This window comes from Luteibacter sp. SVR4-7G (assembly GCF_056755555.1).
The window spans coordinates 64,732-89,042 of record NZ_JBPGXO010000013.1 but is presented as its reverse complement, the minus strand read 5'-3'; the positions used below and the strand labels follow the sequence as shown (position 1 = coordinate 89,042).

Below are 24,311 nucleotides of genomic sequence, written 5' to 3'. Positions count from 1 at the left end.
GAGCTGGTCCGTGTGGCGTGTGGCGAAAGGCTCAGCGCGCGCGTTGCGCTTCGTGTAGGAGCGCGCAACGCGCGCGACAGCTCTTCGCGAGGCGCCCAAAGGCGCCCACCCAGCAACAACGCAGGATGCGCGCAAAAAAAAGCCCGGCCAATGGCCGGGCTCTTCGTCCTGTTCCTGAGCGACGGATCAATAGCCGTCGTCGCGGATGTAGCGCGTGCCGTAACCATCGTCCACATAGGTCGTGGTGGTGGTCACGCGACGCGTCACGACCGGCGCGTCCTCGTACACCACGGTGGACGGGCGGCTGTAATACACCGGACGATCGTAGACGACGGTGCGCGGCGCCGTGGCATTGGCGACCAGACCGACGACCGCTCCGGCGACGATGGCACCGGCTATCCAGCGACCGGCGCTGTCGTAGTGGCCGCCACGGTAGTAACCGCCGTGGTACCCGTGGTAACCACCACCGTAATATCCGCCGTGGTAGCCGCCGTAATAGCCGTGCCCGCGAGCGAACGCGCCCGGTGCGAAAGCCATCAGACCTGCCGCGGCGAGGGCGAGACCCGACTTGACGAACTTACCTTTCATGACAGTTACCTCCAGGTGTCGAGCGCAGATTCGCGCTCCGGCGCTGAATCCGGACTGAAGTTTTCTCGACCCTTTCTTCACGTTCTCCACGGATTCACGAACGGTTTCTGGAGAAGCCAGCAGCCGTGTATGTCGTGGCGCCGTGCGAAGTCGAAAGGGATGCTCGGAGCACTCCAGTCTTCGATGGAAAAGTGGGGCTCCAGGGCCGCCCGATCAAGCTGGAAGCGGCGGTAGTTATTTGAGAAAACGATCACTCCGTCCGGCAGCAGGCGCTCGGCGCAGAGCAGCAGGAGCTCGACGTGGTCGCGCTGCACGTCGAAGTCGTCCGCCTTCTTGGAGTTGGAGAAGGTGGGCGGGTCGACGTAGATCAGCCCGTACTGCATCGAACGGCTGCGCAGGAAGGTGAATGCGTCTTCCTGAACCAGCCGGTGCCGGTTGCCGCTGAACCCGTTCAGCGCCAGATTGCGCGAGGCCCAGTCCAGGTAGGTGCCGGAGAGATCCACCGTGGTGGTGTCGCGGGCGCCACCGGCCGCGGCGTAGACGCTGGCGGTACCGGTATAGGCGAACAGGTTCAGGAAGTGCTTGCCCGCGGCCAGTTCGCGGATCCGCGCTCGTACCAGGCGGTGGTCGAGGAACAGACCGGTGTCCAGGTAGTCGGTGGGATTGATGAGGAAGGCCAGGCCGCCCTCGTGGACCTCCACGAATTCGCCCTTCTGGTCGAACTGGCCGTATTTGGAACCGCCCTTGCCACGCTCCCGGGTCTTCACCGCGATGCGCTCGCGCGGCACGCCAAGGACCTCCCCTGCCACCCGCACGATTTCGCGCACGCGGATGCGGGCGATGTCGGCAGGCACGTCCTGGGGCGCCTTGTATTCCTGGATGTGCAGCCAGTCTTCGTACACATCGATCGCCGCGGCATACTCCGGCAGGTCCTGGTCGTAAGCGCGCCAGCAGGTGATCCCCTCCCGGGTAAGCCGCTTGCGCAGGTGACGAACGTTCTTCTCCAGGCGGTTCTTGAGCATCTGCGCGCCGGGCGACAGCGGCTTCGCCTCGCGCGGCGCATCGTCCCATGCGCGCAGCGCAAAGGTGAGCAGCGGCGTTTCGAGGGCGCCGTTGTACAGCGCATAGCGCTTGTCCGGGCTGAGGCGGAGCGCGCGGCCCAGTTCCTCGTCGCCCGCCAGCACGGCGGCGCGCCAGCCCGCGAAGCGATCCTTCAGCGCCTGCCCCAGGTCCCGGTAAAGCACCGGCAGTTCGGCGCGGTCGCCCAGGCGCTCGCCGTAAGGCGGATTGGTGATGACCAGGCCCAGCGGGGTCGCCGGTGGCGGCTCGACGTGCACGGCATCGCGCCGGTCCAGGTGGACGAAGCCGGCCACGCCGGCGCTCTGGGCGTTGCGCTTCGCGGTCTGCACCATGTGCGGGTCGGAGTCGCTGCCGAAGAACACCGGTCGCAGGGCTCGCATGCCTTCGTCCGCGCGTGCCTTGGCTTCGTCGTAGATCGAACGCCAGAGGGCGTAGTCATGCTTCAGCCACCCCAGGAAGCCGTAGTAGTCCCGGCGGAGGCCCGGCGCCACGTCGGCGGCCATGAGGGCACCCTCGATCAGCAGCGTGCCGGACCCGCACATCGGATCGACCAGGGCGCCGCCTTCGGCATAGATGCGCGGCCACTGCGCCCGGATCAGCATCGCGGCGGCGAGGTTCTCCTTCAGCGGGGCCTCGCCCTGCTGCTCGCGCCAGCCCCGGCGATGCAGGGGCGAACCGGAAAGGTCGATCGACACCGTCGCACGGTCGCGGCGCAGCCGCACGTTCACGCGGACGTCCGGCTCCTCGGGATCGACGTCGGGACGCGCGCCGCTGGCAGCGCGAAACTGGTCGACGATGCCGTCCTTGGTCTTGAGCGCGATGAACTGGCTGTGCGTGAGTTTGCTCTGCGCCGTGTTCGCGTCGACGGCCAAGGTGCCGTGGGGCGCAAGGTGCTCCGCCCAGTCGATGCCCTGCACGCCAGCATAGAGAGCGTCCTGGTCGGCGGCGTCGAATTCTGCGAGCGGCAACAGCACCCGGCTGGCCATGCGCGACCAGAGGCAGGCCCGGTACGCCGTCTCCATCGATCCGGCGAACGACACGCCCGCCAGCGCCTCGTGCACGTCGCCGGCACCGAGGGCGACCAGCTCGTCTTTCAGCAGGTATTCCAGACCCTTCGGGCAGGTGGCGAAGAACGCGCTCATGCCAGGCCGCCCAGGAAACGGCGGAATTCCGCTTCGATGTCCGGCAGGGTCGAACCCAGGCGATGGTCGTCCTGCACCAGCAGGGCAGGCAAGGCATGGCGCCGGGCGAAATCCACGGCCTCGCCCAGCGGGCACACGTCGTCCGCGTAGCCGTGCACGAGGAAGGACGGCATGCCGGGACGGACGGCAAACGGTCGCGGATAACCCGGAATACGCGTCGGGAGGGCCAGCAGGAACAGGCCTGCGACCGGCGCATCCAGAGAAGCGAGGCCGGAAACGAAGGCCCCCATGCTGGAGCCCACGAGGACCGGAGCCACCGGCGAGGCCGCGATGGCAGCCGTCAACCGGGCTAGGCGCGGGTCGATCGAGCCGGCGTGGCCGCAGGCGTCGTCCTCACGGTAGTCAGGCCGGGCCGTGCTCCAGCCGAGCGATTCGGCGACGGCGGCAAGTGCGCTCACCTTGGTGGCGTCGGGACTGGAATCGGAGCCGTGGGAAAGAATGATGTGGCCGCGCATGGCGGTCTCCGTACGCGGAATGACCGGCTATGTTATCAAAGCGGCATGATCGACATCCTCCACGCCCCCCTCCCCTACGAATCGATCCTGCCCGAACGCAAGGCGGACGAGATCGACCTGGTCGTCATCCACTGCACCGAGCTGCCCGACCTGGCCATGGCTCGCGAATATGGCGAGCGCGTGCTCCACGATTCCGGCGCCGGCAACAGTGGCCACTACTACATCGACCGCGACGGTTCGGTACTCTGCTACGTGGATCCGCTGCGCGTCGCCCACCACACGCGCGGCTACAACCCGCGCTCGATCGGCATCGAGCTCGTGAACACGGGCCGCTACCCGGACTGGTTCCATTCCGCGCGGCAGACGATGACCGAGCCCTACCCCGAGAAGCAGATCCTGGCGTTGCGCGCCCTGCTCGACCATCTCGTCGCACGCTTCCCCTCGCTGCGCCACATCGCCGGCCACGAGGACCTGGACACGGCCATGGTGCCGTCCAGCGACGATCCGGAGAACGAGGTGCCGCGCAAGCGCGATCCGGGCCCGCAGTTTCCCTGGGCCCGCGCGTATGATCCCGGGCGGCTCGGCCGGCTGGCCGGGTAGCCCCGTTATACTGCCGCCCTCAGCGCCACTGCCTATCCAGGGATCCCCATGTCGGACAACCACGTCGGCGAACTCGTCGAACTGCTCGAACTCGAACGCCTGGAAGACAACCTGTTCCGCGGCCAGAGCCGCGACATCGGCACGCGCTTCGTGTTTGGCGGGCAGGTGCTCGGCCAGGCGCTCTCGGCCGCGCAACGCACGGTCGACCCGCGGCGCGAAGCGCATTCCCTGCATGCATACTTCCTGCGCGCCGGCGACATCAACGCACCCATCGTCTACAGCGTGGAACGCACGCGTGACGGCGGTTCATTCTCCTCCCGCCGCGTCGTGGCGATCCAGCACGGCCAGCCGATCCTCAACAGCTCCATTTCGTTCCAGGAACCGGAAACCGGCTACGAGCACCAGATCTCCATGCCCGAGGTGCCCGCGCCCGAAGACGTGGAGCCGATGCCCTCGGTTTCCGCCGAGCAACTCGGCCGGCTGCCGGAGAAGACTCAGCGCTGGCTCGGGGTGGACGGCCCGTTCGAGTTCCGTCATGTCTGGCCACGCGACGAACTGCGTCCCGCGAAGCGGCCGCCTTACCAGCACATCTGGTTCCGTCTCACCGCGCCGATCGGGGATACGCTGTCGCTGCACCAGGCGTTGCTCGCGTATGCCTCGGATTTCCACCTGATCGGCACGGCCACGCTGCCGCACGGCATTTCCTACCTCACGCGGAACATGCAGATGGCAAGCCTGGACCACGCACTGTGGTTCCACCGGCCGTTCCGCATCGACGAGTGGCTGCTGTATTCCTTCGACAGCCCGACGTCGCAAGGCTCGCGCGGCCTCGCACGCGGTACGATCTACACGCGCGACGGCGTCCTCGTGGCATCCACCGCGCAGGAAGGCCTGATCCGCGTCCGTCCGGACTGACGAACAGCCCTCGACTCAGGGGTGAATCAAGGGAGCGTTTTCACCTGATAAAGAGGTGTCGCTGGACGACAGCGGTCGATGCGAGACCTCGACCGTTGACTCGGTCCCAACCGGTGATGACGCGCGCGAGGGGAGGTCGAGATCGATGTGCCCCTGCGTGAACTTGTTGGGGGCGTAAATCTCCAGCCGACCGGCGAGATAAGAGGTAAGCGCCTCCAGGGGGACGCCGTACGGCGTGGAAACATATCTCGATTCATAGATCTTTGCGATGGCCCTGGCGAAAGCCGGGTCAAACGAATCGATGATGAAGATGTCCTTCGCCGGAATATCGGCTGGAAAATGGACTTCATCCAGCGGCGTATCGTAGGCCTTCAAATGAGCGTTATCCGAAGCGGACGCCACAGGGCGCCCATCCGTCCAGATCGCGTACTGGTGGTAATTTTTCCCACGAGAGGTCTGCTGCCACGTACGGAATGCCGTATTGCTCGCCATGAGGGACCCACTGCCAATGGAGGATGGCCGCGGCATCATGGGCGAGATAGCATTGAAATTCCTTGACGGTCCGAAGCCTCCGTTGTCCAGCAACTCGCTCGGGCTCCGATCATCCACCCGATAGACGATGGATTGGTCAAACGAAGCCGTGGATCCCAATGCATTCGTCGCTAACGACTCCGCTCTGAAATCTTCCAGGCGATGGCGCAAGTCGTCGATAGCCGCCTTTTTCAGGTCAATGACCTGTCGTGTCCGGCTCGCGGCGTTGGGTGGCATCGTCATGACCAGATAACCCCAGTCGTGTACGCTCTGTCCCGTGCCACTGAGGGAGGGCGGTTGCCTGGCATCGTTCGTTGCCAGCGGATCGAAAACACGGCGCGGCAGACTTTCGCCTTCCGCCGTCTGCTGCCCGCTTCCTTCCTGTTCCGCAACCTGCGGCAGCCCGGGGCGCGATGGCGGTCCCATGAGATAACCGATTCGCCCATTGATCCTTTGCAGAGGCACCAGCTCGGATGTCGACATCGCAGGAGCTTCTCCTGTGCGCCCTGCCGGCGCGCTGCGACCGCCGATGGCGGAAACCACCGCTGTATTGGTCACGACCGTCATCACCGCCTGCTCGAGGGCGCTCCTTCGCTCTTCCCCTGTCCTGCCATCGATGCCTTGCTCGAGAGCCGTACTCAACGTGACGAGGGCGCTGCCTGCCTGAACGGGAATAGCTATCGGCGGTACATAGCCCAAGGGACCGATAATGGCGGCTGCCCGGTTGAGCGAGGTACGCCATGCGTCCCAGGCCGTGCTGGTCTCCATGCGTGTGTCGTCGCGCTGCCGCGCTTCCACCTGAACCCGCATGTCGTCGAAGACATCCCCGACGATAGCGATATCGCCCTGGTCGACCGTCGTATTATCGGCCGTCCACTTGCCCTTGACAAAGTTTGCCATCGCCTGGGCCACGCCCGTCCACAATATGCCATCCTGCTTGTTGTAGATCGAGAAGTGCGACAGAAGCTCGTCCAGTGCCAGGGGATTCCTTGCCTGTCGATCCACCCATTGGCGAAGTGCACTCTCGTCGGAAAAAACCACGAAGGGCGAGGTGGCACCCGGTACGTACATCACCTCGCTGCCGTCGGTATCGATAAAGCGCACGATGTCGCTCGCTGCATAGCCGTTGATATCGAAGCGCCGCGCCCTGACGGGAGCACCCGGAGGTGCGCTTTGCAAAGACTGCAGGGTGATCGGCCCCTCCAGTGGAACGTTTGGCGCACCTCCTTTCATGGCCAGTTCGTACTGGCGTTGCGTCAATACACCATCGTCTAGCGCCTGGCGCGCCGAATGGACGAAGCGATAGCGGGCGAGCAGCGGCCAGACAGACCGTACCGTTTCCCAGTAGTTCTGGAGTTCCAGGTTCAACCGCCTGATGTACGGAAGCTCGGAAAAGATGTTCTCTTCCTTGAACGTGTCGATAACGTGCGACAACCGGAGCGTGCTGACATTCTCGGGGAGGAAGGTCGAAGCGATCGGAAAGATGCCGAACGCCTCGTCCAGCGAACGCAAGTCCTCGTGGATGACCTCGCGGACATTACCCGTGCCAATAAAAGCGTTGTAGACGTACCCGGGCCCCGTCCTGCTCCACAGAAACCTGCCGATGCGGGAGAAACATTCATCCGCCGTCTTGCAGGTAAAGACACTCTTCACGAATGCAAGCGAGCTGGGACTTTGCCTGCCACCGGCGTTCACGGCGCTCACGGCATCCGCAAGCGCGGCGAACCAGGTGTACCTGGAATGCTCCGGGAAGGCCCTCATCAAAGCATCGGTAAGGAGGATGGTGTTGTCGGCTGTGCCCTCGGAACGCATCTGCGGTGTCGCGAAGTGCGCGACCGCATAAGCGTCGCCGTCGATACCGAGGTGCTCCTTGAGAAATGCCTTCGCCAGGGCCCGCGCATCGGGTACCGGCAACGACCAGGCGCGGACGGACAGGTCCCAGAACAGGCGGGCATCTTCCGAGGTAGCGAACAATGGAGCGGATGCGGGAACTGCGAGCATCGATCCCTGGGGAGGCGCGGATGAGGAATCATTGTCCGCCTGCGCGACGGAAAGCATGAAGACAGCCGTCATCAAAGCGGTAGCGATTCTGCGACGCGTAATGGAAGAGCGATTCATGGCGTACGTACCCCTATTGATCGACGTTCGTCAGGATAGTTCGCAGCCGCATGGCCCTCTGTCACCCGAGGACTAAGGCCACGCCATAACCCAGCGCATGCAGGCGTACGGCACCGCCGATGGATCATGTCGGCAGGACTGTCTCTTGCTTCGTCCGGCGTATACTGCCGCCCTCAGAGCGAGCGTCTGTCCAGGATGAGCATCGAGCTACGACATCTGCGCTATTTCATCGCCGTGGCCGAGGAGCTCCACTTCAGCCGCGCCGCGGAACGGCTGGGCATCTCCCAGCCGCCGCTCAGCCAGCAGATCCGCGACCTCGAAGACACGCTCGGCGTCCGCCTGCTGCGCCGGACCAACCGCCGCGTGGAACTCACCGCCGCCGGCGAGGTGTATCTCGTCGCCGCCAGGGACATCGTGGTCAGGGTGGACGATGCCGGCGACATGGCGCGCCGCGCCGAGCGTGGCGAGATAGGCGAACTGCGCGTGGCCTTCACCCGCAGCACGCCGCTCAGCGAGGGCTTTCCACGCGCGATTCGCGCGTTCCGCGAGGCGTACCCGGCTGTGCGCCTGGTGCTGCTCGAGCGCAACACGCTGCAGCAGGTGGAATGCCTGCTCGACGGTCGCCAGCAGGTCGGCCTGGTACGCGGCACCGAGCTTCCACCGACGCTCGTCGCGCACAAGCTCGTCGACGATCCGTTGGTGGCGGTGCTGCGCGCCGACCACCCCCTGGCGCGGCGCAAGCGGCCCGTGCGCATGCAAGAACTGGCGGAAGAGAGCTTCATCGTGTTCACCCGCGCCGCCGGCACCGGCATCCACGACCAGTTGCTCAGCATGTGCCGCAACGCCGGCTTCGTGCCCCGCATCGCACAGGAGGCTGGCGAATCGTCCACCATGATCGGGCTGGTCGCCGCAGGCATGGGTGTCGCGACCCTCCCGCGTTCCTTGCGACAGGTGCAGGTGGAAGGCGTGGCCTATGTGACCATCGCCTCACCCGACGCGGCGAGCGCGTTGTACGTCGCGCATCGCCGCGACGACACCTCGCCGCTGGTGAAGGCCTTTACGCAGCTGATGCTGAAGGTGTGAGCTTGCGCAGCCGGAGTGCGATGGCCAGTCCGGCCAGCACCAGCACGGCGACATAGCACGCGACGCCGTTCCAGCCCGCGTGTGTCCACGCCAGTCCGCCCAGCGACCCGGCGACGCTCGACCCCATGTAGTACGAGAACAGGTAAAGCGACGAAGCATGCGCTCGCGCGAAGCTCGCACGCTTGCCCACCCAGCTGCTCGCGATCGAATGGCCGCCGAAGAAACCGAAGGTAAGTACGGCAATGCCGGCGACGATCACCCACACCGAGCCGCTCGTCGTCAGCGCCACACCGGTCAGCATCATCACCAGCGTCGCCCAGAGCACGCTCCGGCGGCCGATTTTGTCCGCGAGGGAACCGATCCATGCGGAGCCGACGACGCCGACGAGGTAGACCATGAAGATGGCGCCGACATGCGATTGCGACAGCGAGAACGGCGCTGCCAGGAGGCGGAAGGACACGTAGTTGTAGATCGTGACGAAGGCACCCATCAGCAGGAAACCTTCGGCGAAGAGCCATGGCAAGCCTTTGTCCTTCCATAGCGAGCCGAACGCCGACAGCAATGCCCGCGGGTGCGCGCGGCGCTGCACGAAATGCAGGGACGGAGGCAGCCCCTTCGCGACGAGAGCGGCGGCGACCAGGCCCAGGGTGCCGATCAGAGCCACGGCAAAGCGCCAGGAGCCGTGATCGGCGGCGAAGCCGGAGATGAGCCGCCCGCCCATGCCGCCAATCGCATTGCCGCCGATATACAGGCCCATGGCGAAGCCGAGCGAATCGCCATGGATTTCCTCACTGACATAGGTCATCGCCACGGCGGGCAATCCCGCCAGCGTGATTCCGAGCAGCGTACGCAACACCAGCAGCGTCGACCAGTTGGGGGCTACCGCGGTGCCCAGGACCAAGACCGACGACCCGAGGAGGGAAACCAGCATCACCGGCTTCCGCCCCCACACATCCGAAATCGCACCCGCGAACAGCATGGCCACGGCAAGTACAGCCGTGGTCAGCGACAGTGAGAGGCTGCTACCCGCGGCATCCACGCCGAACACGCGCGAAAAAGCCGGCATCAGGGGCTGCACGCAATAAAGCAGACCGAAGGTGGCGAAGCCCGACGAAAACAGGGCGAGATTGGTGCGCCGGAAGGCCGGCGTACCATGGCGAATGCGCCGATCCACGACCGCCGGCGCGGCGGACGACGAGCCGTCCACGAAGACCTCCAGGGATTGAGCCAGGAGGTCAGGCTAATCCCTGAATTCAGTCGGATCGATAGGGCAAGACGTTTGCTTCCATATTTCAAAAGTATCGATCCATGCCTCAGGGACGAAGCAGTGGGACCCGGTCATCCGACGGGCTGGTCCCACTCGTCGAAAGCGGCTGATGGTCTATGCTGAGTGTCGAGCCGGACTCAAGCGACGACGACGCCTCCGCCGGCAAGCTTCCCGTCAGGCGCCGCGGGGTGAACCGGTTCGGAGCCTCGATATCCAGCCGGCCTGCGAGGTATTCGTTGAAGACCTCCAGGGAAACGCCGTAAGGAGTCGACACGTAGCGGGACTCGTATACCTTGGCGATTGCAGCGGCGAACGTCGGGTCGAAAGAATCGATGATGTAGATATCCTTCGCTGGGATATCGGCCGGGAAATGGACTTCGTCCAAGGTGAAATCGTAGTTTCGCGGACCGTGGTTATCCAACGCGGACGCCACGGGGCGTCCCTCGGTCCAGACCGCGTACTGATGGAAGGTCGCCCACTTGGGGTGACCCGACTGCCACTCGTGAAATACCAGGTTGCTGGCCAGGAGCGAGCCACTCCCGATCGTGGCTGGTTGCACGAGCATGGGCCGGAGATCGTTGAATTGCATGGATGGTCCAAATCCACCGTCGGCCAACAGCTGCCGCGGCGTCCGCGAATCCACTCGATAGACGATCGAATGATCCGAGGAAACGTCGTGCCCCAACCGGTTGGTCCTCAATCGCTCGGTCCTGAAGTCATCCATGCGATGGCGCATTTCGTCGATTTCCGCCTTCTTCAGATCGATGACCGCCCTCACCCGTTCACCCGCGTTTATCGGCACGGTCTGGACGAAATAACCAAGCTCCTGACTCAGGGGATTGAACGGCGCCCGGTGATCGTCCCCCAACCGGTCGAATACGCGGCGCAGCATCTGGTCGTTTTCTACCCGTTGCAACGGGGAAGCGCTTATTGCTTCCACGACATAACCGACACGACCTCCGGGGCTTTGAGGCGATCGGGATGACGGAGAGGATAACGCCGTCGTTGTAGACGCGGCAGAGGACGCAGAGGGCGCTGGCTCTTGCGCGGGAGCTGTCGGCCAGTGCGGAGTGTTTATGGCGACAGCCGCGGTCGCACTGGTAACGACGGTCATCACCGCCTGTTCCAGTGCGCCCCTTCTCTCCTCCGCGGTCCTGCCGTCGATTTCCTGCTCCAGCCCAGTGCCGAGCCCGATGACCGCGCTGCTCACCTGGATGGGAATGGCCAGTGGCGGCACGTAGCCCAACGGACCCATCAAGGTGACCGTCCGGTTGATCGTGGTGCGCCATGCGTCCCAGGCCGTGCGGGTCTGCATGCGCGCATCGTCGCGCAACTGCGCTTCGACCTGAGCCCGCATGTCGTCGAAGACGTCCCCGGCAATCAGAGCATTGCCCTGGTCGATCGTCGTGCCATCGGCCGCCCACTGGTCATTGGCAAGATTGGCCAGTCCCCGCGCCACACCCGTCCAGAACACACCGTCCTGACCGTTGTAGATCGAGAAGTTCGACAACAGTTCGTCCAGTGTCGCGGGATTCCTGGCCTGTCGCACCACCCATTGCCGAAGCTCGGCTTCGTTACGAAAGATCACGAAGGGCGATGCGGCGCCCGGGAGGTACATCACTTCGCTGCCGCCCGTAGAGATGAAGCGCACGACGCGACTGGCCGCGTAACCATTGATATCGAACCGTCTGATGCTGACCGATCCAGCCGGGGGCGAGCTGCGCAATTGCTCCAGGGTGATCGGACCCTCGAGCGGAACGTTCGGCGCGCCTCCTTCCATGACCAGTTTGTACTGGTCTTCGGTGAGCATCCCACGGCCTCGCGCCCAACGCGCATGATGGACGAACCGATAGCGCGCCAGGAGCGGCCAATCGGATCGCACCGCGGACCAATAATCGTCCAGGGCACGCCTCAACTTCTTGATGTAGGGAAGTTCGGAAAAAGTGCCTTCTTCCTTGAACTTGGCGACGACCTGCGAAAGCAGAAGGGAACTGGCGTGTTCAGGAAGGAAGGGAGACGAGATCGGGAAGATGCCAAAAGCCTCGTCCAGCGGACGCAGGTCCTCCTGGATGGCGTCGAGCACGTTGCCCTTGCCGATAAAGGTGTTGTAGACGTACCCCGGCCCCGTTCTGCTCCAGAGGAACCGGCCGATCCTCGAGAAACACTCCCCTACCGCCTTGCAGGTAGCGAGGCTCTCCACGAAGGCGAGGGCACTGGGACTTTCCGTGCCACCGTTCATCAATCCGCCTACGGCATCCGTCAACGCGCCGAAGAAGGAATGCCTCGAATGATCCGGGAACGCCCTCATCACAGCATCGGTGAGCTTGATCGCACTATCGGCGCTTCCTTCCGCACGCGTCTCGGGCGTAGCGAAATGCGCGACGACATAGGCGTCCCCGTCGATACCGAGCCGTTCCTGGATAAATGCCCTTGCCATCGTCGCCGCATCGGGCACCGGAGACGCATAAGAACGGACCGCCATGTCCCAGAACGTACGGGCACCCCCGGGCGTAGCGAACACAGGGGTAAAGGAGGAAACCGCGAGCATCGATCCTTGCCTCGCCATGATCGTCGCGTCGCCGCCTCCCACGACTCCGCTCATCGTGCCTATCTCGTTATCAAGCGTGTTGCCGTCATTTTGCGATGTGACGCCGACCTGCACTGCCGTCGTATCGACGGGAAGCAAGCATGCCGTTGCCAGCAGGGCCGTTGCGACTCCGTGTCGCGCCATGGAAAGCAAGTCATGCATGGTGTACATCCCTCATGTCGGAGCCCGTCACGATAGGCCGCGACATGATGGCCACGCTGTCACCGGGCGACCAAATAGGCAGCGCACCCGACACACGCCAACGTGCGCCCTATCCGACGCGCAATGTCAGGTAGAGGTCGGGCATCTATCCGCGGCGACGAGGCAACCGGCCGCTTCCCGGCTCAGCGCGACACGGTGCCCTGCGCGCCGCCATCCCACCGCACGGCAGACGCCAGTTCCTCGTTGGTCAGGGCAAGCTCCCTACCATCGGCTGCCGTCTTCACGGCCACCACGTGATCGCCACGCCGCGACAGCTCGGATGCGCCGCTACTGGTAAGCGCCTGCAGCCGCATCTCGTCCGACGACAACAGGACGAGCAGGGTCTTCGAACCCTCCATGAAACGTACGCCGCTGGTCGCGCCGGATTTCGCCAGCTCCTTCGACGTCAACGGTTCTGCCCTCACCTTGCCGGCCCAGCGCGGTGGCGCGACGAAGGTGTAGCCCGCCGCTTCGTCGCGCCAGGAAAAGCGCTTCATGGGTTCGCGCGCGGGGGCGTCGGCGCGGTGGACGCCCGGGGGCGCAGGCGGCTCCTGCGGCGTGACCGGGAGGCCGAGCATCAGAGCAAGGACGACGGTTTTCATAGCCGGGCCTCCGTGGGAATCCCGTCCAGCGTACGCCGTATGCGTCGCGGCGGCGTCAAGCGCCGCGATCGCCGCGGGTTCCGTCGCCAGGAGGAGCCTCCCGGCTGCTGACCCACGCGAACAGAGCGATGCCCAGGACGATCGCGCCCGCACCCAGGGTGCTGAGCGCGCCCGGCGCGGTCTCGTGGAGGAACATCGCGCCGATGGCGGTGGCGAACAACAGCTCGGCCGCCTGCATCGCCTCGACGGCAGCCAGTGCCGTGGGTTGGCGTCCTACCCGCTCCGTCGCGTGGAAGAACAACACCGTGGCGATCACGCCGGACGACAAGGCCACGCCGGCGGCAAGCAGGCTTTCGCGCAGCGTCGGCGGACCGACCGTGCACCACGCGACGATCGCCAGCAGCCACCATAGCGGCCAGCTCGCCAGCGTCATGCCGAACACGCGCTGTACCGCGCCCAGCCGCGTGCCGACGCGCTCCAGGTGGAGGAGGATCTTGCGGTTGCCGAGCGGATAGGCGAAGGCGGCGAATACCACGGCGCCCACGGCAAGCCACGCGGAGGCATCCAGTGCACCGTGCGCGTGACCGAGCTGCAGCAGCATCACGCCGATGACGATGAGCACGCCGATCGCGAGGGCACGCACGTGCCACCGCGCGCGTTCGTCGCGATAGATGAAGGGAGCCATCAAGGGGCCCGCAAGAACGGTGGTCTGGAAGCTCCCCGCCACGAGCCACGACGGGCCGCTGCTCGCCGCCCAGGTGAGCGGCAGACCGAACAGCACGAAGCCGACGCTGCTCCATCCCAGCCACTGGCGGGGATGGGTGCGCAGCTCGCCAGGCAGCGCACCGAGTCCGCCCTGGAACGGCAACACGACGGCGAGCAAGGGCAAGGTGATGAGGTAACGCAGGATCACGGCCCACTGCCAATGCCCGCCACCACTCACCACCGCGCGGTTCAACACATAGGTCAGCGTGAAGAACAACGCCGAAAGCAGCGCGATTCCGACGGCCTTGAGCGCATTGGCGTTCAGGAGAGGGCCTCCATGTGGACGAGCAGCAGGCGCAGGCTTTCCCTGCCCTGCCAGTCGTTGACCGAGAGCTCGTAGGCGACGCGCATCCGCGAAGGCGGGGGCGTGCCGTCGTAGCTGTTGAACATCACCGCATCCAGCGGTCCCCCGCCCTGCGCATGGCGCAGCTGCAGGCGCAGGTGACGGCTGCCCATCGGTTTCCAGGATGCGCATTCGAAGCGCGCCTCGAACAGCGGCGGCGGGAAGCCCTGGCCCCAGGGGCCGGCGTGGCGAAGCTGCCTGGCGAGCTCGAGCGTGTGGTCGCGGTAATCGAGTTCGCCGTCGGTCTGGATGAGTGCCTGCAGCCGTTCCTCGTCCAGGCGCGCTCGCGCCGTCGCATCGAAGACGGCGGCGAAGCGCTCGAAATCGGCCGTACGCAGGCTCAGTCCTGCGGCCATCGCGTGTCCGCCGAAGCGGAGGATGAGCCCGGGATGCTTCGCGTCGATCTCGGCCAGGGCGTCGCGAATGTGGAAGCCGGGAATCGAACGCGCGGACCCGCGAAGCTCGTCGCTGTCGTCGCCCGCGGGGGCGAACGCCAGCACCGGACGGTGCAGCTTCTCCTTCAGCTTCGATGCGACGAGCCCGACGACGCCGGCATGCCAGCCCGGATCGAACAGGGCCACGCCCACGGCGTCGACATGCGCCGCGTGGGCGACCATCGCCTCGGCCTCCTCCACCATGCCCGCCTGCATGTCGCGGCGTTCCTGGTTGATCGCCGAGAGTTGCTCCGCGTAGCGGCGCGCGATGCCCGCGTCGTCGATGAGCAGGCAGGCGACGCCGAGCGACATGTCTTCGAGGCGGCCCGCGGCGTTGAGGCGCGGCCCTACGGCGAAGGCGAGATCCGTGGCGCATACCGTGGACAGCGAGCGTCCGCTCGCTTCCACGAGCGCGGCGATGCCGGCACAGGCCTTGCCCGCGCGCATGCGTTTCAGGCCCGCTTCGACGAGTACGCGGTTGTTGAAATCCAGTGGCACGAGGTCGGCGACCGTGCCGAGGGCGACGAGGTCGAGCAGCGGACTCAGGTCGGGCTCGCCATTCGGAAAGCGCCCGGCTTCGCGCATCGCCGCACGGAGCCCGAGCAGCAGGTAGAACATCACGCCGACACCGGCCAGTGCCTTGCTCGGGAAGCCGTCGCCGGCGAGGTTGGGGTTCACGATGGCATCGGCATCGGGCAGCGTGTCGCCCGGCAGATGATGGTCGGTGATGAGCACCGCGATGCCGCGCGCCCGGGCCGCCGCGACGCCGGCTACGCTCGCCACGCCGTTGTCGACGGTGACGATGAGATCGGGCGCCGGATCGAGTGAAGCCACCAGCGCTTCGCTCAGCCCGTAGCCATGCACGAAGCGGTTCGGCACCACGTGGCCGACGTGCCGCGCGCCAAGCAGGCGAAGTCCACGTTCGGCCACCGCGGTGCCGGTGGCACCGTCGCAATCATAGTCGCCGGCGATCACGATTTTTTTGTCGTCGAGGATCGCGCGCATCAGCAAGGCCACGGCACGGTCCATGCCACCGAGCAGCGTGGGCGCCAGCATGCGGGCAAGACGGTGCTCGGCACCGTCCGGCGTGCAGACGCCGCGCGCGGCATAAATGCGCTGGATTACCGGGTGTACATGGGCAGGCCAGCCACTGGGGGCGGCCTGGACGATGCGCTGGCGCCAGACCTTCGCGGTCATGCCTTGCGCCAGAAGCGCAGGCGATGCCGCTTGTGCAGGATCATGCGCGTGCCGTCGGCGAAGGCGAGGCGGACTTCGCTGCCGGCAAGCAGGCGTGCTTCGATGGCGGGCCACCAGTCGCGGTCGAAGACGGAAGGCTGCACGTCCTGCAGATCGAGCAGACCGCATGCGGGAGCCGCTTCAGGGGCGATAGCCGGGCTACCGCGAGCACCCGTCTCCGCTGGAGCGGTTCCCACAAATGCCGTCCGCGGTTGGATATCCACGCCCGCGCGATGCGCCAGCGCCCACGCCAGCAGGTCGTCGCTGTAGACCCGGGTCAGCCCGGTTTCCACCCAGTCGGGCAAGCTGCCGGGCCCCCACAGCCACACACTGTTCACCGGCGGCAGGCCTTGCGCCGACCGCGTCCGGTTCACCGGGTGGTTGTGCAGTACGACCTGCGCCTCGTTGATCAGCGCGCGCCAGCGGCGGCCACCCTCGCCCTTCGGCAGTTGCTCGAAGAGATCGGCGCCAAGCGCGTCCTCGGGCTCGGGGAACGAAGGCAGGTCGACGTAAGCAGGCAACCTGAGCTGCCAGTGCTGGGCGTCGCCGACGCGAAGTTCCATGCCTTCCGCCTCGAAGGTCTCGGCCAGCGCGGTGGCAAGGCTCTGCGCATCGGCCGCGCTCAGGCCCAGGTTTCCGCAAGCCAGCAGCCGGGCGCCGTTGAGTTCGGGTTGTACCCAGGCCGGATCGGCCGAAAGCCAGGCCGAGGTACCGGCGTCGCCGGCGACGGACTGGCGGATCAGCGCCGCCGCCGGGAGCGGGCCCTGCGGCCAGCGGAAATGCTCGGCCAGTGCGGCCAGATAGCCGGGCACGGCGGCAGGCAAGCGGGTGCCGCGCGCAAGCCACTCCGCGAAGCCGGCCGTGCCGGCGAGCTTCGCGCGTCCGGGCAACAGCACGTGGAGGATGCTGCCCATGCTCAGGCCTCGATCTGCTCGAGGATACCGAGCCACTCGAGCTCGAGGGTTTCCTTTTCGCCGCGCAGTTCCGCCTGGCGCTGGCCGAGCTTCATCAGCTCGGCGGTCGAACCTTCGTAGACCGCCGGATCGGCAAGCTTCACTTCGATGGCGACGAGCTCCTTGTCCACGTTTTCGATCAGCGATTCGATCTTCTTCACGCGCGCTCGCAGCGGTTTTTCCTTCTCGCGCTCTTCGGCGCTCTGCTTGCGTCGCTCCTTCGCGGATTCCTGCACCGGCGCATCGGCCGGCGCGGACGCCACCGCCGCCGTCTTGCGGGTGGTGGCACGGCTGCGCAGCCACTTAGCGTAGTCGTCAAGATCGCCGTCGAACGGTTCGACCTTGCCGTCGGCGACGCGCCAGAACTCGTCGCAGACCATGCCGAGCAGGTGACGATCGTGCGAGACGAGGACCAGCGCACCGTCGAACGCGGCGAGCGCGTCGGCCAGTGCCTCGCGCATGTCGAGGTCGAGGTGGTTGGTGGGCTCGTCGAGCAGCAGGAGATTCGGTTTGTCCCACGCGATCAGCGCCAGCGCGAGGCGCGCGCGCTCGCCGCCGGAGAACGCGTCGACGGGCTCGAAGGCGCGATCGGCCGGGAAATTCCAGGTACCGAGGTAATCGCGCAGCACCTGCGCACCGGCATTCGGCGCCTTCTCCTGCAGGTGGTCGAACGGGCTCGCGCCCTCGCGCAGGCTCTCCACCGTATGCTGGGCGAAGTAGCCGATCCGCGTGTCCTTGTGGATGCCGCGCTCGCCGCGCAGCGGCGCCAGCTCGCCTACGAGGGACTTCACCATCGTCGATTTGCCTGCGCCGTTCGGGCCGAGCAGGCCGATGCGGTCGCCGGACTCGAGGCCGAAGGCGATGTCGCGCAGCACGACATGTTCGCCATAGCCCGCGTCGACGTGGTCGAGCTGGAGCATGGACGTAGGCAGGCGCTCCGGCTGCGGGAACGAGAAGCTGAAGGAGCGCTCGGCGCGCACGGCCTCGGTGCCGGCCATTTTTTCCAGCCGCTTCATCCGCGACTGCGCCTGCTTGGCCTTGCTGGCCTTGGCCTTGAAACGGTCGATGAAGGATTGCAGGTGGGCCCGCTCGGCCTGCTCGCGCTCGTGCGCGATCTGCTGCTGGCGCAGGTGCTCGGCGCGCTGGCGTTCGAACGCGGTGTAGTTGCCGGTGTAGAGCTTCGCCGTGCCGTCGTGCAGGTGCAGCGTGTGCGAGATCACGCCGTCGAGGAATTCACGATCGTGGGAAATGATCAGCAGCGTGCCCTGGTAACGCCGCAGCCATTCTTCCAGCCAGAGCACGGCGTCGAGGTCGAGGTGGTTGGTGGGCTCGTCGAGAAGCAACAGGTCCGACGGCGCCATGAGCGCGCGGGCCAGGTTCAGGCGGACGCGCCAGCCGCCGGAAAACGAAGCCACGGGCTGCTCGTGCGTCTCCGGCGCGAAGCCGAGGCCGTGCATGAGGCGGCCCGCGCGGGCCCGCGCGTCGTATCCGTTCACTTCCTCGATGCGCAGGTGCGCGGCGGCGACGGCCTCCAGATCGCCTGCGTCCAGGGCGTCCGCCTCGGCCTTCAGCGCGGCGGCGACTTCCGCATCGCCACCGAGGACGTATTCGATCGCGGGGTCGGGCAAGGCAGGGGTTTCCTGCGCGACGGAGGCCTGGCGCACCTTCGAAGGCATGTCCAGGTCGCCCACTTCCGGTTCCAGCTCGCCCTTCAGGGCGGCGAACAGGGTGGACTTGCCGCAGCCGTTGCGGCCGATGACGCCCAGGCTCCAGCCGGTCTGGATGGTGAGGTCCATCCGCGACAGGAGGGTGCGGCTGCCCCGGCGCAGGGCGAGATTGCGGAACGAGATCATGGTGGGCACGCGGGCGAAAGACGACTGCGCATGATAGCGGTCCGGGAGCTTGCCGTCCCCGAAACGCGACGTAGCACACAGCCGCGCTATCGCTCACGCGCCGCCCATGGCGCTGCACCGGGGCGATCTGTTACAACGGCGTCCTGCGCCGCATGGGGAGCGCGACGGAGCCATCATGAATACCTTCAAGCCTGTTTTCATCGCGATCGCGCTGGCCCTCGCGGCAGCCTCCGTGGCCCCGTCCGCGCAGGCGGGCGATACTCTGCTCATGCAACGCGTGAAGCAGGAGCAATCCATGAACCTGCCCAGGAAGGGCATGAGCATGGCCGAGGTCGAGCGCCGCTTCGGACCGCCGACCTCCAAGCTGGATGCCCGCGGCGGCGGCAGCCGCAAGCAACCGGTAATCAACCGCTGGATGTATCCGGGCTACATCGTCTATTTCGAGCGCAGCCATGTGATCCATACCGTGCTGAACACGCCCGCCGGGAACAACACCAACCCCGCCAATCCACGGTAGGAGCGCGCCTGCGCGCGACAGCTTTTGAGGCCGTGCCTTGAAGCTGGCGCGTGAGCCGGATGACCGAGGCGAAAGGCTGTCGCGCGCGGGGCGCGCTCCTACAGAGCCCGTGGAACGAGAGCAGGGCCAGGGGAGCCAGCGGCGGTTCGGGCAGCGGTAACACGGAAGCCTTACAATACCCGGCTTCCCCTTTGCCGCCCCCGCCCGCCATGAACGACCGATCTTCCTATCGCCTGCCCGCCGAGTGGGAGCCGCAGGCCGGCGTCCTGATCGCCTGGCCGCACGCGGACACCGATTGGGCCGACCGGCTTGCCGAGGTCGAGACCACTTACGTGGCGCTCGCCGTGGCCGTGACCCGCTTCGAACCGCTGCACGTCGTCGTGGCCGATGCGGCACTGCGCGAGCATGCGCGCCTGGCGATCGAGCGGGCCGGCGCGGACATGTCGCGGGTGCACTTCATCGAACTGCCCTACGACGACACCTGGCTGCGCGATTCAGGCCCGATCACGCTGACCGGACCCGACGGCGTGCTGCTCAACGACTACCGCTTCACCGGCTGGGGCGGCAAGTTCGGTGCCGAGCAGGACGACGCGCTCATCGCCGGCCTGCTCGAGCGCGGCGTGCTCTCCGGATTGCCGCACCGGCGGATCGACTGGGCGCTGGAAGGCGGCGGTATCGAGAGCGACGGCCGCGGCACCATCCTCACCACCTGGAAGTGCCTGAACCAGCGCCACCCGGATCTCTCCCGCGAGACGATGACCGATACCCTGGCCACCACGCTGCATGCCGAGCGGGTGCTGTGGCTGGAGCACGGCTATCTTGAAGGCGACGATACCGACGCCCATATCGACACGCTCGCCCGCTTCTCCGAGGACGGCGGCATCGTGTACCAGGCATGCGACGACGCCAGCGACCCGCACTTCGAGGAACTGGGCCGGATGGCCTCGGAACTCGCCGAACTGCGTTCGCCGGAAGGCAAGCCCTATGCGCTGCATCCGCTGCCCTGGGCCCAGCCGATTCTCGACGAAGGCCGGCGGCTCGCGGCGTCCTATGCGAACTACCTGATCGTCAACGGCGCGGTACTCGTGCCGGCCTATGGCGACCGGGTGGACGCGGACGCGGCCCGGGTCATCGGGCTGGCCCATCCGGGTCGCGAAGTGGTCCAGGTACCGTGCCGCCCGCTCATCTGGCAGAACGGCAGCCTGCATTGCATCACCATGCAGTTGCCGGCGGCGATCGCCGCCTGACATCCGAGGAATATCCATGACCCGCAAGACCCTCAAGGTCGCCCTCCTCCAGGAAACCGACCACGGCAGCCGCGACGCGAACCTCGACGCGATCGAGGCGGGCCTGCGCGAAGCCGCGAAGGCCGGCGTGGAGCTCGTGCTGCTGCAGGAGCTGCACAACGGCCCGTATTTCTGCCAGCGCGAGAGCGTCGACGTATTCGACCTCGCGGAGACGATTCCGGGCCCGGGCACGGATCGCATCGGCAAGCTTGCCGAGGAACTCAAGCTCGTCGTCGTCGCCTCCATCTTCGAGAAGCGCGCCACCGGCCTGTACCACAACACCGCGGTGGTCTTCGACCGCTCGCGCGAGATCGCGGGCAAGTATCGCAAGATGCACATCCCCGACGATCCCGGGTTCTACGAGAAGTTCTACTTCACGCCGGGCGACCTCGGCTTCGAGCCTGTCCACACGTCGGTGGGCAAGCTCGGCGTTCTCGTGTGCTGGGACCAGTGGTATCCGGAAGCCGCGCGCCTGATGGCGCTGGCCGGGGCCGACCTGTTGTTCTATCCCACCGCGATCGGCTGGGATCCGGGCGATTCGGACGAAGAGAAGGCACGTCAACGCGAGGCGTGGATCACCGTGCAGCGCGGCCACGCCGTGGCCAACGGCCTGCCCCTGCTCTCGTGCAACCGCACCGGCTACGAAGCGGATCCATCCAACGTGGGCAGCGGCATCCAGTTCTGGGGTTCGAGCTTCGTGGCCGGGCCGCAGGGCGAGTTCCTCGCCCAGGCCGGCACCGAAGGCCGCGAACTGCTCATATGCGACGTGGACATGGAGCGCAGCGAGCACGTCCGGCGTATCTGGCCATTCCTGCGCGACCGCCGCATCGACGCCTACGGCGACCTGACCAAGCGTTTCCGCGACTGATCCCTTGAGGACTCCCCGCCACATGATTCCCGCCGAGCACGTCGCGTCCCCCGCCGCCCTGGAAGGCCAACCCATCGAGCGCATGACGCGCGACGGTGTCGAGTACACGATCCTCGGCACGGCGCACGTCTCGCGCGCCAGCGTGCAGGCGGTGGACGCGCTGCTGGCCAGCGAGCATTTCGACGCCGTGGCCGTCGAGCTCTGCGCCAGCCGGGCCCAGGGCATCCGCGATCCGGAAGCGTTCAAGCAGATGGATCTGTTCCAGGTGATTCGCCAGGGCAAGGCGGGCATGGTGGCGGCAAGCCTGGTGCTCGGTTCGTTCCAGAAGCGGCTTGCCGCGCAGTACGGCATCGAGCCGGGCGCGGAAATGAAAGCAGCCATGGACGGTGCCGACGCGCGCGGCATCCCGGTGTGGCTGGTGGACCGCGAAGTGGGTACCACGCTCAAGCGCGCCTGGCGCAGCGTCGGCTTCTTCCAGCGCTTCGGTCTCATGGCGGGCATGCTCGGCAGCGTGTTCGAGCGCGAGGACATCGCCGAGGAAGACATCGAGAAACTGAAGCAGTCCGACCTGCTGGAGACCGCGTTCAGCGAATTCGCGAGCGGTTCCGCGCCGCTATACCACGCGCTGATCGCCGAGCGGGACGAGTTCATGGCGGCCAAGCTGCGTGAGCACGCCGCGGCGATGGACGCTGCCGCGCCAAGCCGCAAGGTACTCGTCGTCATCGGCGCCGGCCACCTCAAGGGCATGAGCGCGCAACTCGCCGAACAGCATGGCGACGCACGCGCCGTCGCGGACGACCTGGCGGTGACCCCGCCGGCGCCGAAGTGGCCGAAAATTCTTGCGGTGGGCGTCGTGCTGGCGATCTTCGCCGCCATCGGTTTCGCCTTCTACCGGAATCCGAGCCTCGGCGCCGATGCGCTGAAGAACTGGATCCTGCTCACCGGAGGACTTTCCGCGCTCGGCGCGCTGATCGCCGGCGCCCATCCGCTTTCCATCGTGGCCGCCTTCGTGGCCGCGCCGCTCAAGCCGTTCCGCCCCGGCATTCCTTCCGGCGCCATCAGCGCGATGGCGGAGGCCTGGGTGCGCAAGCCGCGCGTCCTGGATTTCGAGCGCCTACGCGACGACATCACCCACTGGACCGGCTGGTGGAAGAACCGCGTGGCACGCACCCTGCTCAATTTCTTCCTGGTCAGCATCGGCACGATCGCGGGCGAGTACATCGCCGGCATCCATATCATCCGCAGCCTCTTCTGACTCCGAGTTGTCGCTCGTCGCGACTGGCCTCTATACTTCCGGGGCTATTCAACCCCGGCCCCGCCCGGCACCCAGGGAACTCTTAATGAAGCGTCTGCAACTGGTTGGTCTGATTGCTGTAGCTCTGTGCGCCGCATCCGCCGCGCATGCCGAAGGGGACAAAGCCAAGGGGCGGGAACTCGTCTATACCTGCAACGGCTGCCATGGCGTGCCGGGTTATGCGAATGCCTATCCCGACTACCACGTGCCGCACATCGCCGGGCAGAACGAGCAGTACATCGTCAATGCGCTGAAGGCCTACAAGAGTGGCGAGCGCAAGCATCCGACGATGGGTGCCCAGGCGCAGAGCCTGTCCGACCAGGAAATCGCGGACATCGCCGCCTACCTTTCCAGCATCGCCAAGTAAGTCGCCGAGGACGTACGATGACCCGTGGGTTTTCCCTGATTGCCATCGGCGCGCTCCTCGCGCTGACCGCCACCCAGACTTTCGCCGCCGGTGATCCGGCGCGCGGCAAGACCAAGGTCGCCACCTGCGTGGCCTGCCACGGACAAGACGGCAACTCCGTCGATCCGCAGTATCCGCGCCTCGCCGGCCAGTATGCCGACTACCTCGCGCAGGCGTTGCACGAGTACAAGGACGGCCAGCGCAACAACGCGATCATGAAGGGCTTCGCGGCCACCCTGTCCGACGAGGACATCCAGGACGTCTCGGCCTATTTCGCCACGATGCCGACGAAGCTCCAGGGCCTCGAGAACCATATCCAGGGCGAGTAGCGCCCGTAGCCCGCCTGGCGCGCGTGTAGGAGCGCGCCCAGCGCGCGCTGAGCCTTTCGCCCCGGTTACCGAAGCTCATGCGCCGGCTTCAAGGCACGGCCTCAAAAGATGTCGCGCGCAGGCGCGCTCCTACCCGGCCGCGCGGGCGAAATAGGGCTTGTCGCCCGTTTCGTGGTCCGTGGCGTCGCGGACCTCGGTGATTTCCGGAATCCGCTCGCGCAAGGTCTTCTCGACACCGTTTTTCAGGGTGACGTCGACCATGCCGCAACCGTGGCAACCGCCGCCGAAGCGTAGCACCACCACGCCGTCGGCCGTCACCTCGACCAGGGAGATGCGTCCGCCGTGCGAGGCGATCTGCGGCGCGATCTCCGACTCGAGCACGAACTGTACCCGCTCGACCAGGCCGGCGCCTTCACCCGGGGCCTCACCCTTGATGCGCGGCGCGCGGATGTTCAGCTGGCTGCCGGTGGGCGTGGTCTCGTAGTCGATGGTCGCCGGATCGAGCCAGCGCATGCTTTCCGCGTCGACGTAGAGGTTGAAACCCTCGCACTCCACCGTCCATTCGTCGCCCCGCAGTTCCGATGCGGCGCAGAACTCCAGCTCGCACTGCGCCGACGGCGTACCCGCGGCCACGACACGCAGGCGGATACCGAGGCCGTCCTCGCCCTGCTGCGCCAGAAGGCGCTGGAAATGCGCCTGCGCACGTTCCGAGATATCGATCATGATGGCTCCGTAGGAGGTCCGGGCTGGGGAAGCCGGAAACAGCACCATTTTAGTACGCTTTCGACGTGGGCGCCG

21 protein-coding genes are annotated in these 24,311 nt (G+C 66.2%); 9 read left to right on the top strand and 12 right to left on the bottom strand.

Annotated elements, in window-relative coordinates; all coding sequences use genetic code 11:
* Window positions 1-186 precede the first annotated feature (186 nt).
* From ACR9ZH_RS07275 to ACR9ZH_RS07265, 3 genes are all read right to left on the bottom strand, one after another.
* Window positions 187-588, bottom strand: a complete 402-nt coding sequence (locus ACR9ZH_RS07275) for a hypothetical protein (protein ID WP_481290092.1) — start codon at window positions 586-588, stop codon at window positions 187-189.
* Between the two features lie 77 nt (window positions 589-665).
* A complete protein-coding gene (rlmKL, locus tag ACR9ZH_RS07270; RefSeq protein ID WP_481290091.1) occupies window positions 666-2,810 on the bottom strand; it encodes a bifunctional 23S rRNA (guanine(2069)-N(7))-methyltransferase RlmK/23S rRNA (guanine(2445)-N(2))-methyltransferase RlmL in 2,145 nt (714 codons plus the stop codon).
* Window positions 2,807-3,325: an alpha/beta hydrolase gene (locus ACR9ZH_RS07265; RefSeq protein ID WP_481290090.1), complete on the bottom strand. Its 519-nt coding sequence runs from the start codon at window positions 3,323-3,325 to the stop codon at window positions 2,807-2,809. Before ACR9ZH_RS07265 ends, rlmKL begins: the two co-directional genes overlap by 4 nt.
* A 45-nt stretch (window positions 3,326-3,370) precedes the next feature.
* Here ACR9ZH_RS07265 and ACR9ZH_RS07260 point away from each other — a divergent pair, with 45 nt between their 5' ends.
* The gene (locus ACR9ZH_RS07260) at window positions 3,371-3,925 is read left to right on the top strand and encodes an N-acetylmuramoyl-L-alanine amidase (protein WP_481290089.1); all 555 of its coding nucleotides are present in this window, start codon (window positions 3,371-3,373) and stop codon (window positions 3,923-3,925) included.
* A gap of 48 nt (window positions 3,926-3,973) precedes the next feature.
* The gene (tesB, locus tag ACR9ZH_RS07255) at window positions 3,974-4,840 is read left to right on the top strand and encodes an acyl-CoA thioesterase II (RefSeq protein ID WP_481290088.1); all 867 of its coding nucleotides are present in this window, start codon (window positions 3,974-3,976) and stop codon (window positions 4,838-4,840) included.
* A 15-nt stretch (window positions 4,841-4,855) separates the two neighbouring features.
* Here the strand turns inward: tesB and ACR9ZH_RS07250 are convergent, their stop codons facing one another.
* Window positions 4,856-7,489 carry a dermonecrotic toxin domain-containing protein gene (locus ACR9ZH_RS07250; RefSeq protein WP_481290087.1) on the bottom strand — a complete coding sequence of 878 codons (2,634 nt, stop codon included), beginning with the start codon at window positions 7,487-7,489 and terminating at the stop codon, window positions 4,856-4,858.
* A gap of 195 nt (window positions 7,490-7,684) precedes the next feature.
* On the opposite strand from ACR9ZH_RS07250, the gene ACR9ZH_RS07245 reads away from it, so the two are divergent.
* Entirely contained in the window at window positions 7,685-8,572 is an 888-nt protein-coding gene (locus ACR9ZH_RS07245) for a LysR family transcriptional regulator (protein ID WP_481290086.1), read from the top strand.
* Here the strand turns inward: ACR9ZH_RS07245 and ACR9ZH_RS07240 are convergent.
* The 7 genes from ACR9ZH_RS07240 to ACR9ZH_RS07210 all read right to left on the bottom strand — a co-directional run bounded on the left by ACR9ZH_RS07240 (window position 8,547) and on the right by ACR9ZH_RS07210 (window position 18,813).
* Window positions 8,547-9,779, bottom strand: a complete 1,233-nt coding sequence (locus ACR9ZH_RS07240; RefSeq protein ID WP_481290085.1) for an MFS transporter — start codon at window positions 9,777-9,779, stop codon at window positions 8,547-8,549. The genes ACR9ZH_RS07245 and ACR9ZH_RS07240 overlap by 26 nt on opposite strands.
* A 106-nt stretch (window positions 9,780-9,885) precedes the next feature.
* Window positions 9,886-12,588 (bottom strand): dermonecrotic toxin domain-containing protein, encoded by a 2,703-nt coding sequence (locus ACR9ZH_RS07235; RefSeq protein ID WP_481290084.1) that lies wholly within the window; start codon window positions 12,586-12,588, stop codon window positions 9,886-9,888.
* Window positions 12,589-12,770: 182 nt separating this feature from the next.
* Window positions 12,771-13,229, bottom strand: coding sequence for a hypothetical protein (locus ACR9ZH_RS07230; RefSeq protein ID WP_481290083.1), 459 nt, complete (start codon window positions 13,227-13,229; stop codon window positions 12,771-12,773).
* 55 nt (window positions 13,230-13,284) lie between these two features.
* Window positions 13,285-14,211 (bottom strand): multidrug resistance efflux transporter family protein, encoded by a 927-nt coding sequence (locus ACR9ZH_RS07225; RefSeq protein WP_481290082.1) that lies wholly within the window; start codon window positions 14,209-14,211, stop codon window positions 13,285-13,287.
* A 44-nt stretch (window positions 14,212-14,255) separates the two neighbouring features.
* Window positions 14,256-15,968 (bottom strand): single-stranded-DNA-specific exonuclease RecJ, encoded by a 1,713-nt coding sequence (gene recJ / locus ACR9ZH_RS07220; protein WP_481290081.1) that lies wholly within the window; start codon window positions 15,966-15,968, stop codon window positions 14,256-14,258.
* Window positions 15,965-16,921, bottom strand: coding sequence for a phosphoglycerate mutase (locus ACR9ZH_RS07215; RefSeq protein WP_481290080.1), 957 nt, complete (start codon window positions 16,919-16,921; stop codon window positions 15,965-15,967). The genes recJ and ACR9ZH_RS07215 overlap by 4 nt, the downstream gene beginning before the upstream one ends.
* Window positions 16,922-16,923: 2 nt before the next feature.
* Window positions 16,924-18,813 (bottom strand): ATP-binding cassette domain-containing protein, encoded by a 1,890-nt coding sequence (locus ACR9ZH_RS07210; RefSeq protein ID WP_481290079.1) that lies wholly within the window; start codon window positions 18,811-18,813, stop codon window positions 16,924-16,926.
* Window positions 18,814-18,988: 175 nt separating this feature from the next.
* Between ACR9ZH_RS07210 and ACR9ZH_RS07205 the strand changes: the two genes are divergently transcribed.
* From ACR9ZH_RS07205 to ACR9ZH_RS07180, 6 genes are all read left to right on the top strand, one after another.
* Window positions 18,989-19,330 carry a hypothetical protein gene (locus ACR9ZH_RS07205; protein ID WP_481290078.1) on the top strand — a complete coding sequence of 114 codons (342 nt, stop codon included), beginning with the start codon at window positions 18,989-18,991 and terminating at the stop codon, window positions 19,328-19,330.
* 209 nt (window positions 19,331-19,539) lie between these two features.
* Complete coding sequence (locus ACR9ZH_RS07200) at window positions 19,540-20,577, top strand: agmatine deiminase family protein (RefSeq protein ID WP_481290077.1); 1,038 nt, start codon at window positions 19,540-19,542, stop codon at window positions 20,575-20,577.
* A 16-nt stretch (window positions 20,578-20,593) separates the two neighbouring features.
* Complete coding sequence (locus ACR9ZH_RS07195) at window positions 20,594-21,484, top strand: carbon-nitrogen hydrolase (protein WP_481290076.1); 891 nt, start codon at window positions 20,594-20,596, stop codon at window positions 21,482-21,484.
* 22 nt (window positions 21,485-21,506) lie between these two features.
* On the top strand, window positions 21,507-22,739 hold the full coding sequence (locus ACR9ZH_RS07190) for a TraB/GumN family protein (RefSeq protein WP_481290075.1): 1,233 nt from the start codon (window positions 21,507-21,509) through the stop codon (window positions 22,737-22,739).
* A gap of 85 nt (window positions 22,740-22,824) precedes the next feature.
* On the top strand, window positions 22,825-23,145 hold the full coding sequence (locus ACR9ZH_RS07185; protein WP_167022973.1) for a c-type cytochrome: 321 nt from the start codon (window positions 22,825-22,827) through the stop codon (window positions 23,143-23,145).
* 17 nt (window positions 23,146-23,162) lie between these two features.
* The gene (locus tag ACR9ZH_RS07180) at window positions 23,163-23,513 is read left to right on the top strand and encodes a c-type cytochrome (RefSeq protein WP_481290074.1); all 351 of its coding nucleotides are present in this window, start codon (window positions 23,163-23,165) and stop codon (window positions 23,511-23,513) included.
* A 129-nt stretch (window positions 23,514-23,642) separates the two neighbouring features.
* On the opposite strand, the gene ACR9ZH_RS07175 is transcribed toward ACR9ZH_RS07180, so the two are convergent.
* Complete coding sequence (locus tag ACR9ZH_RS07175) at window positions 23,643-24,236, bottom strand: NfuA family Fe-S biogenesis protein (protein WP_481290073.1); 594 nt, start codon at window positions 24,234-24,236, stop codon at window positions 23,643-23,645.
* Between the last annotated feature and the right edge of the window lie 75 nt (window positions 24,237-24,311).

Bases quoted from the DNA above. Each gene is read 5' to 3' on its own strand.
- ACR9ZH_RS07265 (WP_481290090.1), bottom strand. From the start codon at position 3,325: ATGCGCGGCCACATCATTCTTTCCCACGGCTCCGATTCCAGTCCCGAC.
- ACR9ZH_RS07200 (WP_481290077.1), top strand. From the start codon at position 19,540: ATGAACGACCGATCTTCCTATCGCCTGCCCGCCGAGTGGGAGCCGCAG.
- ACR9ZH_RS07235 (WP_481290084.1), bottom strand. From the start codon at position 12,588: ATGCATGACTTGCTTTCCATGGCGCGACACGGAGTCGCAACGGCCCTG.
- recJ (WP_481290081.1), bottom strand. From the start codon at position 15,968: ATGACCGCGAAGGTCTGGCGCCAGCGCATCGTCCAGGCCGCCCCCAGT.
- tesB (WP_481290088.1), top strand. From the start codon at position 3,974: ATGTCGGACAACCACGTCGGCGAACTCGTCGAACTGCTCGAACTCGAA.
- ACR9ZH_RS07250 (WP_481290087.1), bottom strand. From the start codon at position 7,489: ATGAATCGCTCTTCCATTACGCGTCGCAGAATCGCTACCGCTTTGATG.
- ACR9ZH_RS07205 (WP_481290078.1), top strand. From the start codon at position 18,989: ATGAATACCTTCAAGCCTGTTTTCATCGCGATCGCGCTGGCCCTCGCG.
- ACR9ZH_RS07275 (WP_481290092.1), bottom strand. From the start codon at position 588: ATGAAAGGTAAGTTCGTCAAGTCGGGTCTCGCCCTCGCCGCGGCAGGT.
- ACR9ZH_RS07245 (WP_481290086.1), top strand. From the start codon at position 7,685: ATGAGCATCGAGCTACGACATCTGCGCTATTTCATCGCCGTGGCCGAG.
- ACR9ZH_RS07195 (WP_481290076.1), top strand. From the start codon at position 20,594: ATGACCCGCAAGACCCTCAAGGTCGCCCTCCTCCAGGAAACCGACCAC.
- ACR9ZH_RS07175 (WP_481290073.1), bottom strand. From the start codon at position 24,236: ATGATCGATATCTCGGAACGTGCGCAGGCGCATTTCCAGCGCCTTCTG.
- ACR9ZH_RS07210 (WP_481290079.1), bottom strand. From the start codon at position 18,813: ATGATCTCGTTCCGCAATCTCGCCCTGCGCCGGGGCAGCCGCACCCTC.
- rlmKL (WP_481290091.1), bottom strand. From the start codon at position 2,810: ATGAGCGCGTTCTTCGCCACCTGCCCGAAGGGTCTGGAATACCTGCTG.
- ACR9ZH_RS07260 (WP_481290089.1), top strand. From the start codon at position 3,371: ATGATCGACATCCTCCACGCCCCCCTCCCCTACGAATCGATCCTGCCC.
- ACR9ZH_RS07185 (WP_167022973.1), top strand. From the start codon at position 22,825: ATGAAGCGTCTGCAACTGGTTGGTCTGATTGCTGTAGCTCTGTGCGCC.
- ACR9ZH_RS07190 (WP_481290075.1), top strand. From the start codon at position 21,507: ATGATTCCCGCCGAGCACGTCGCGTCCCCCGCCGCCCTGGAAGGCCAA.
- ACR9ZH_RS07230 (WP_481290083.1), bottom strand. From the start codon at position 13,229: ATGAAAACCGTCGTCCTTGCTCTGATGCTCGGCCTCCCGGTCACGCCG.
- ACR9ZH_RS07180 (WP_481290074.1), top strand. From the start codon at position 23,163: ATGACCCGTGGGTTTTCCCTGATTGCCATCGGCGCGCTCCTCGCGCTG.
- ACR9ZH_RS07215 (WP_481290080.1), bottom strand. From the start codon at position 16,921: ATGGGCAGCATCCTCCACGTGCTGTTGCCCGGACGCGCGAAGCTCGCC.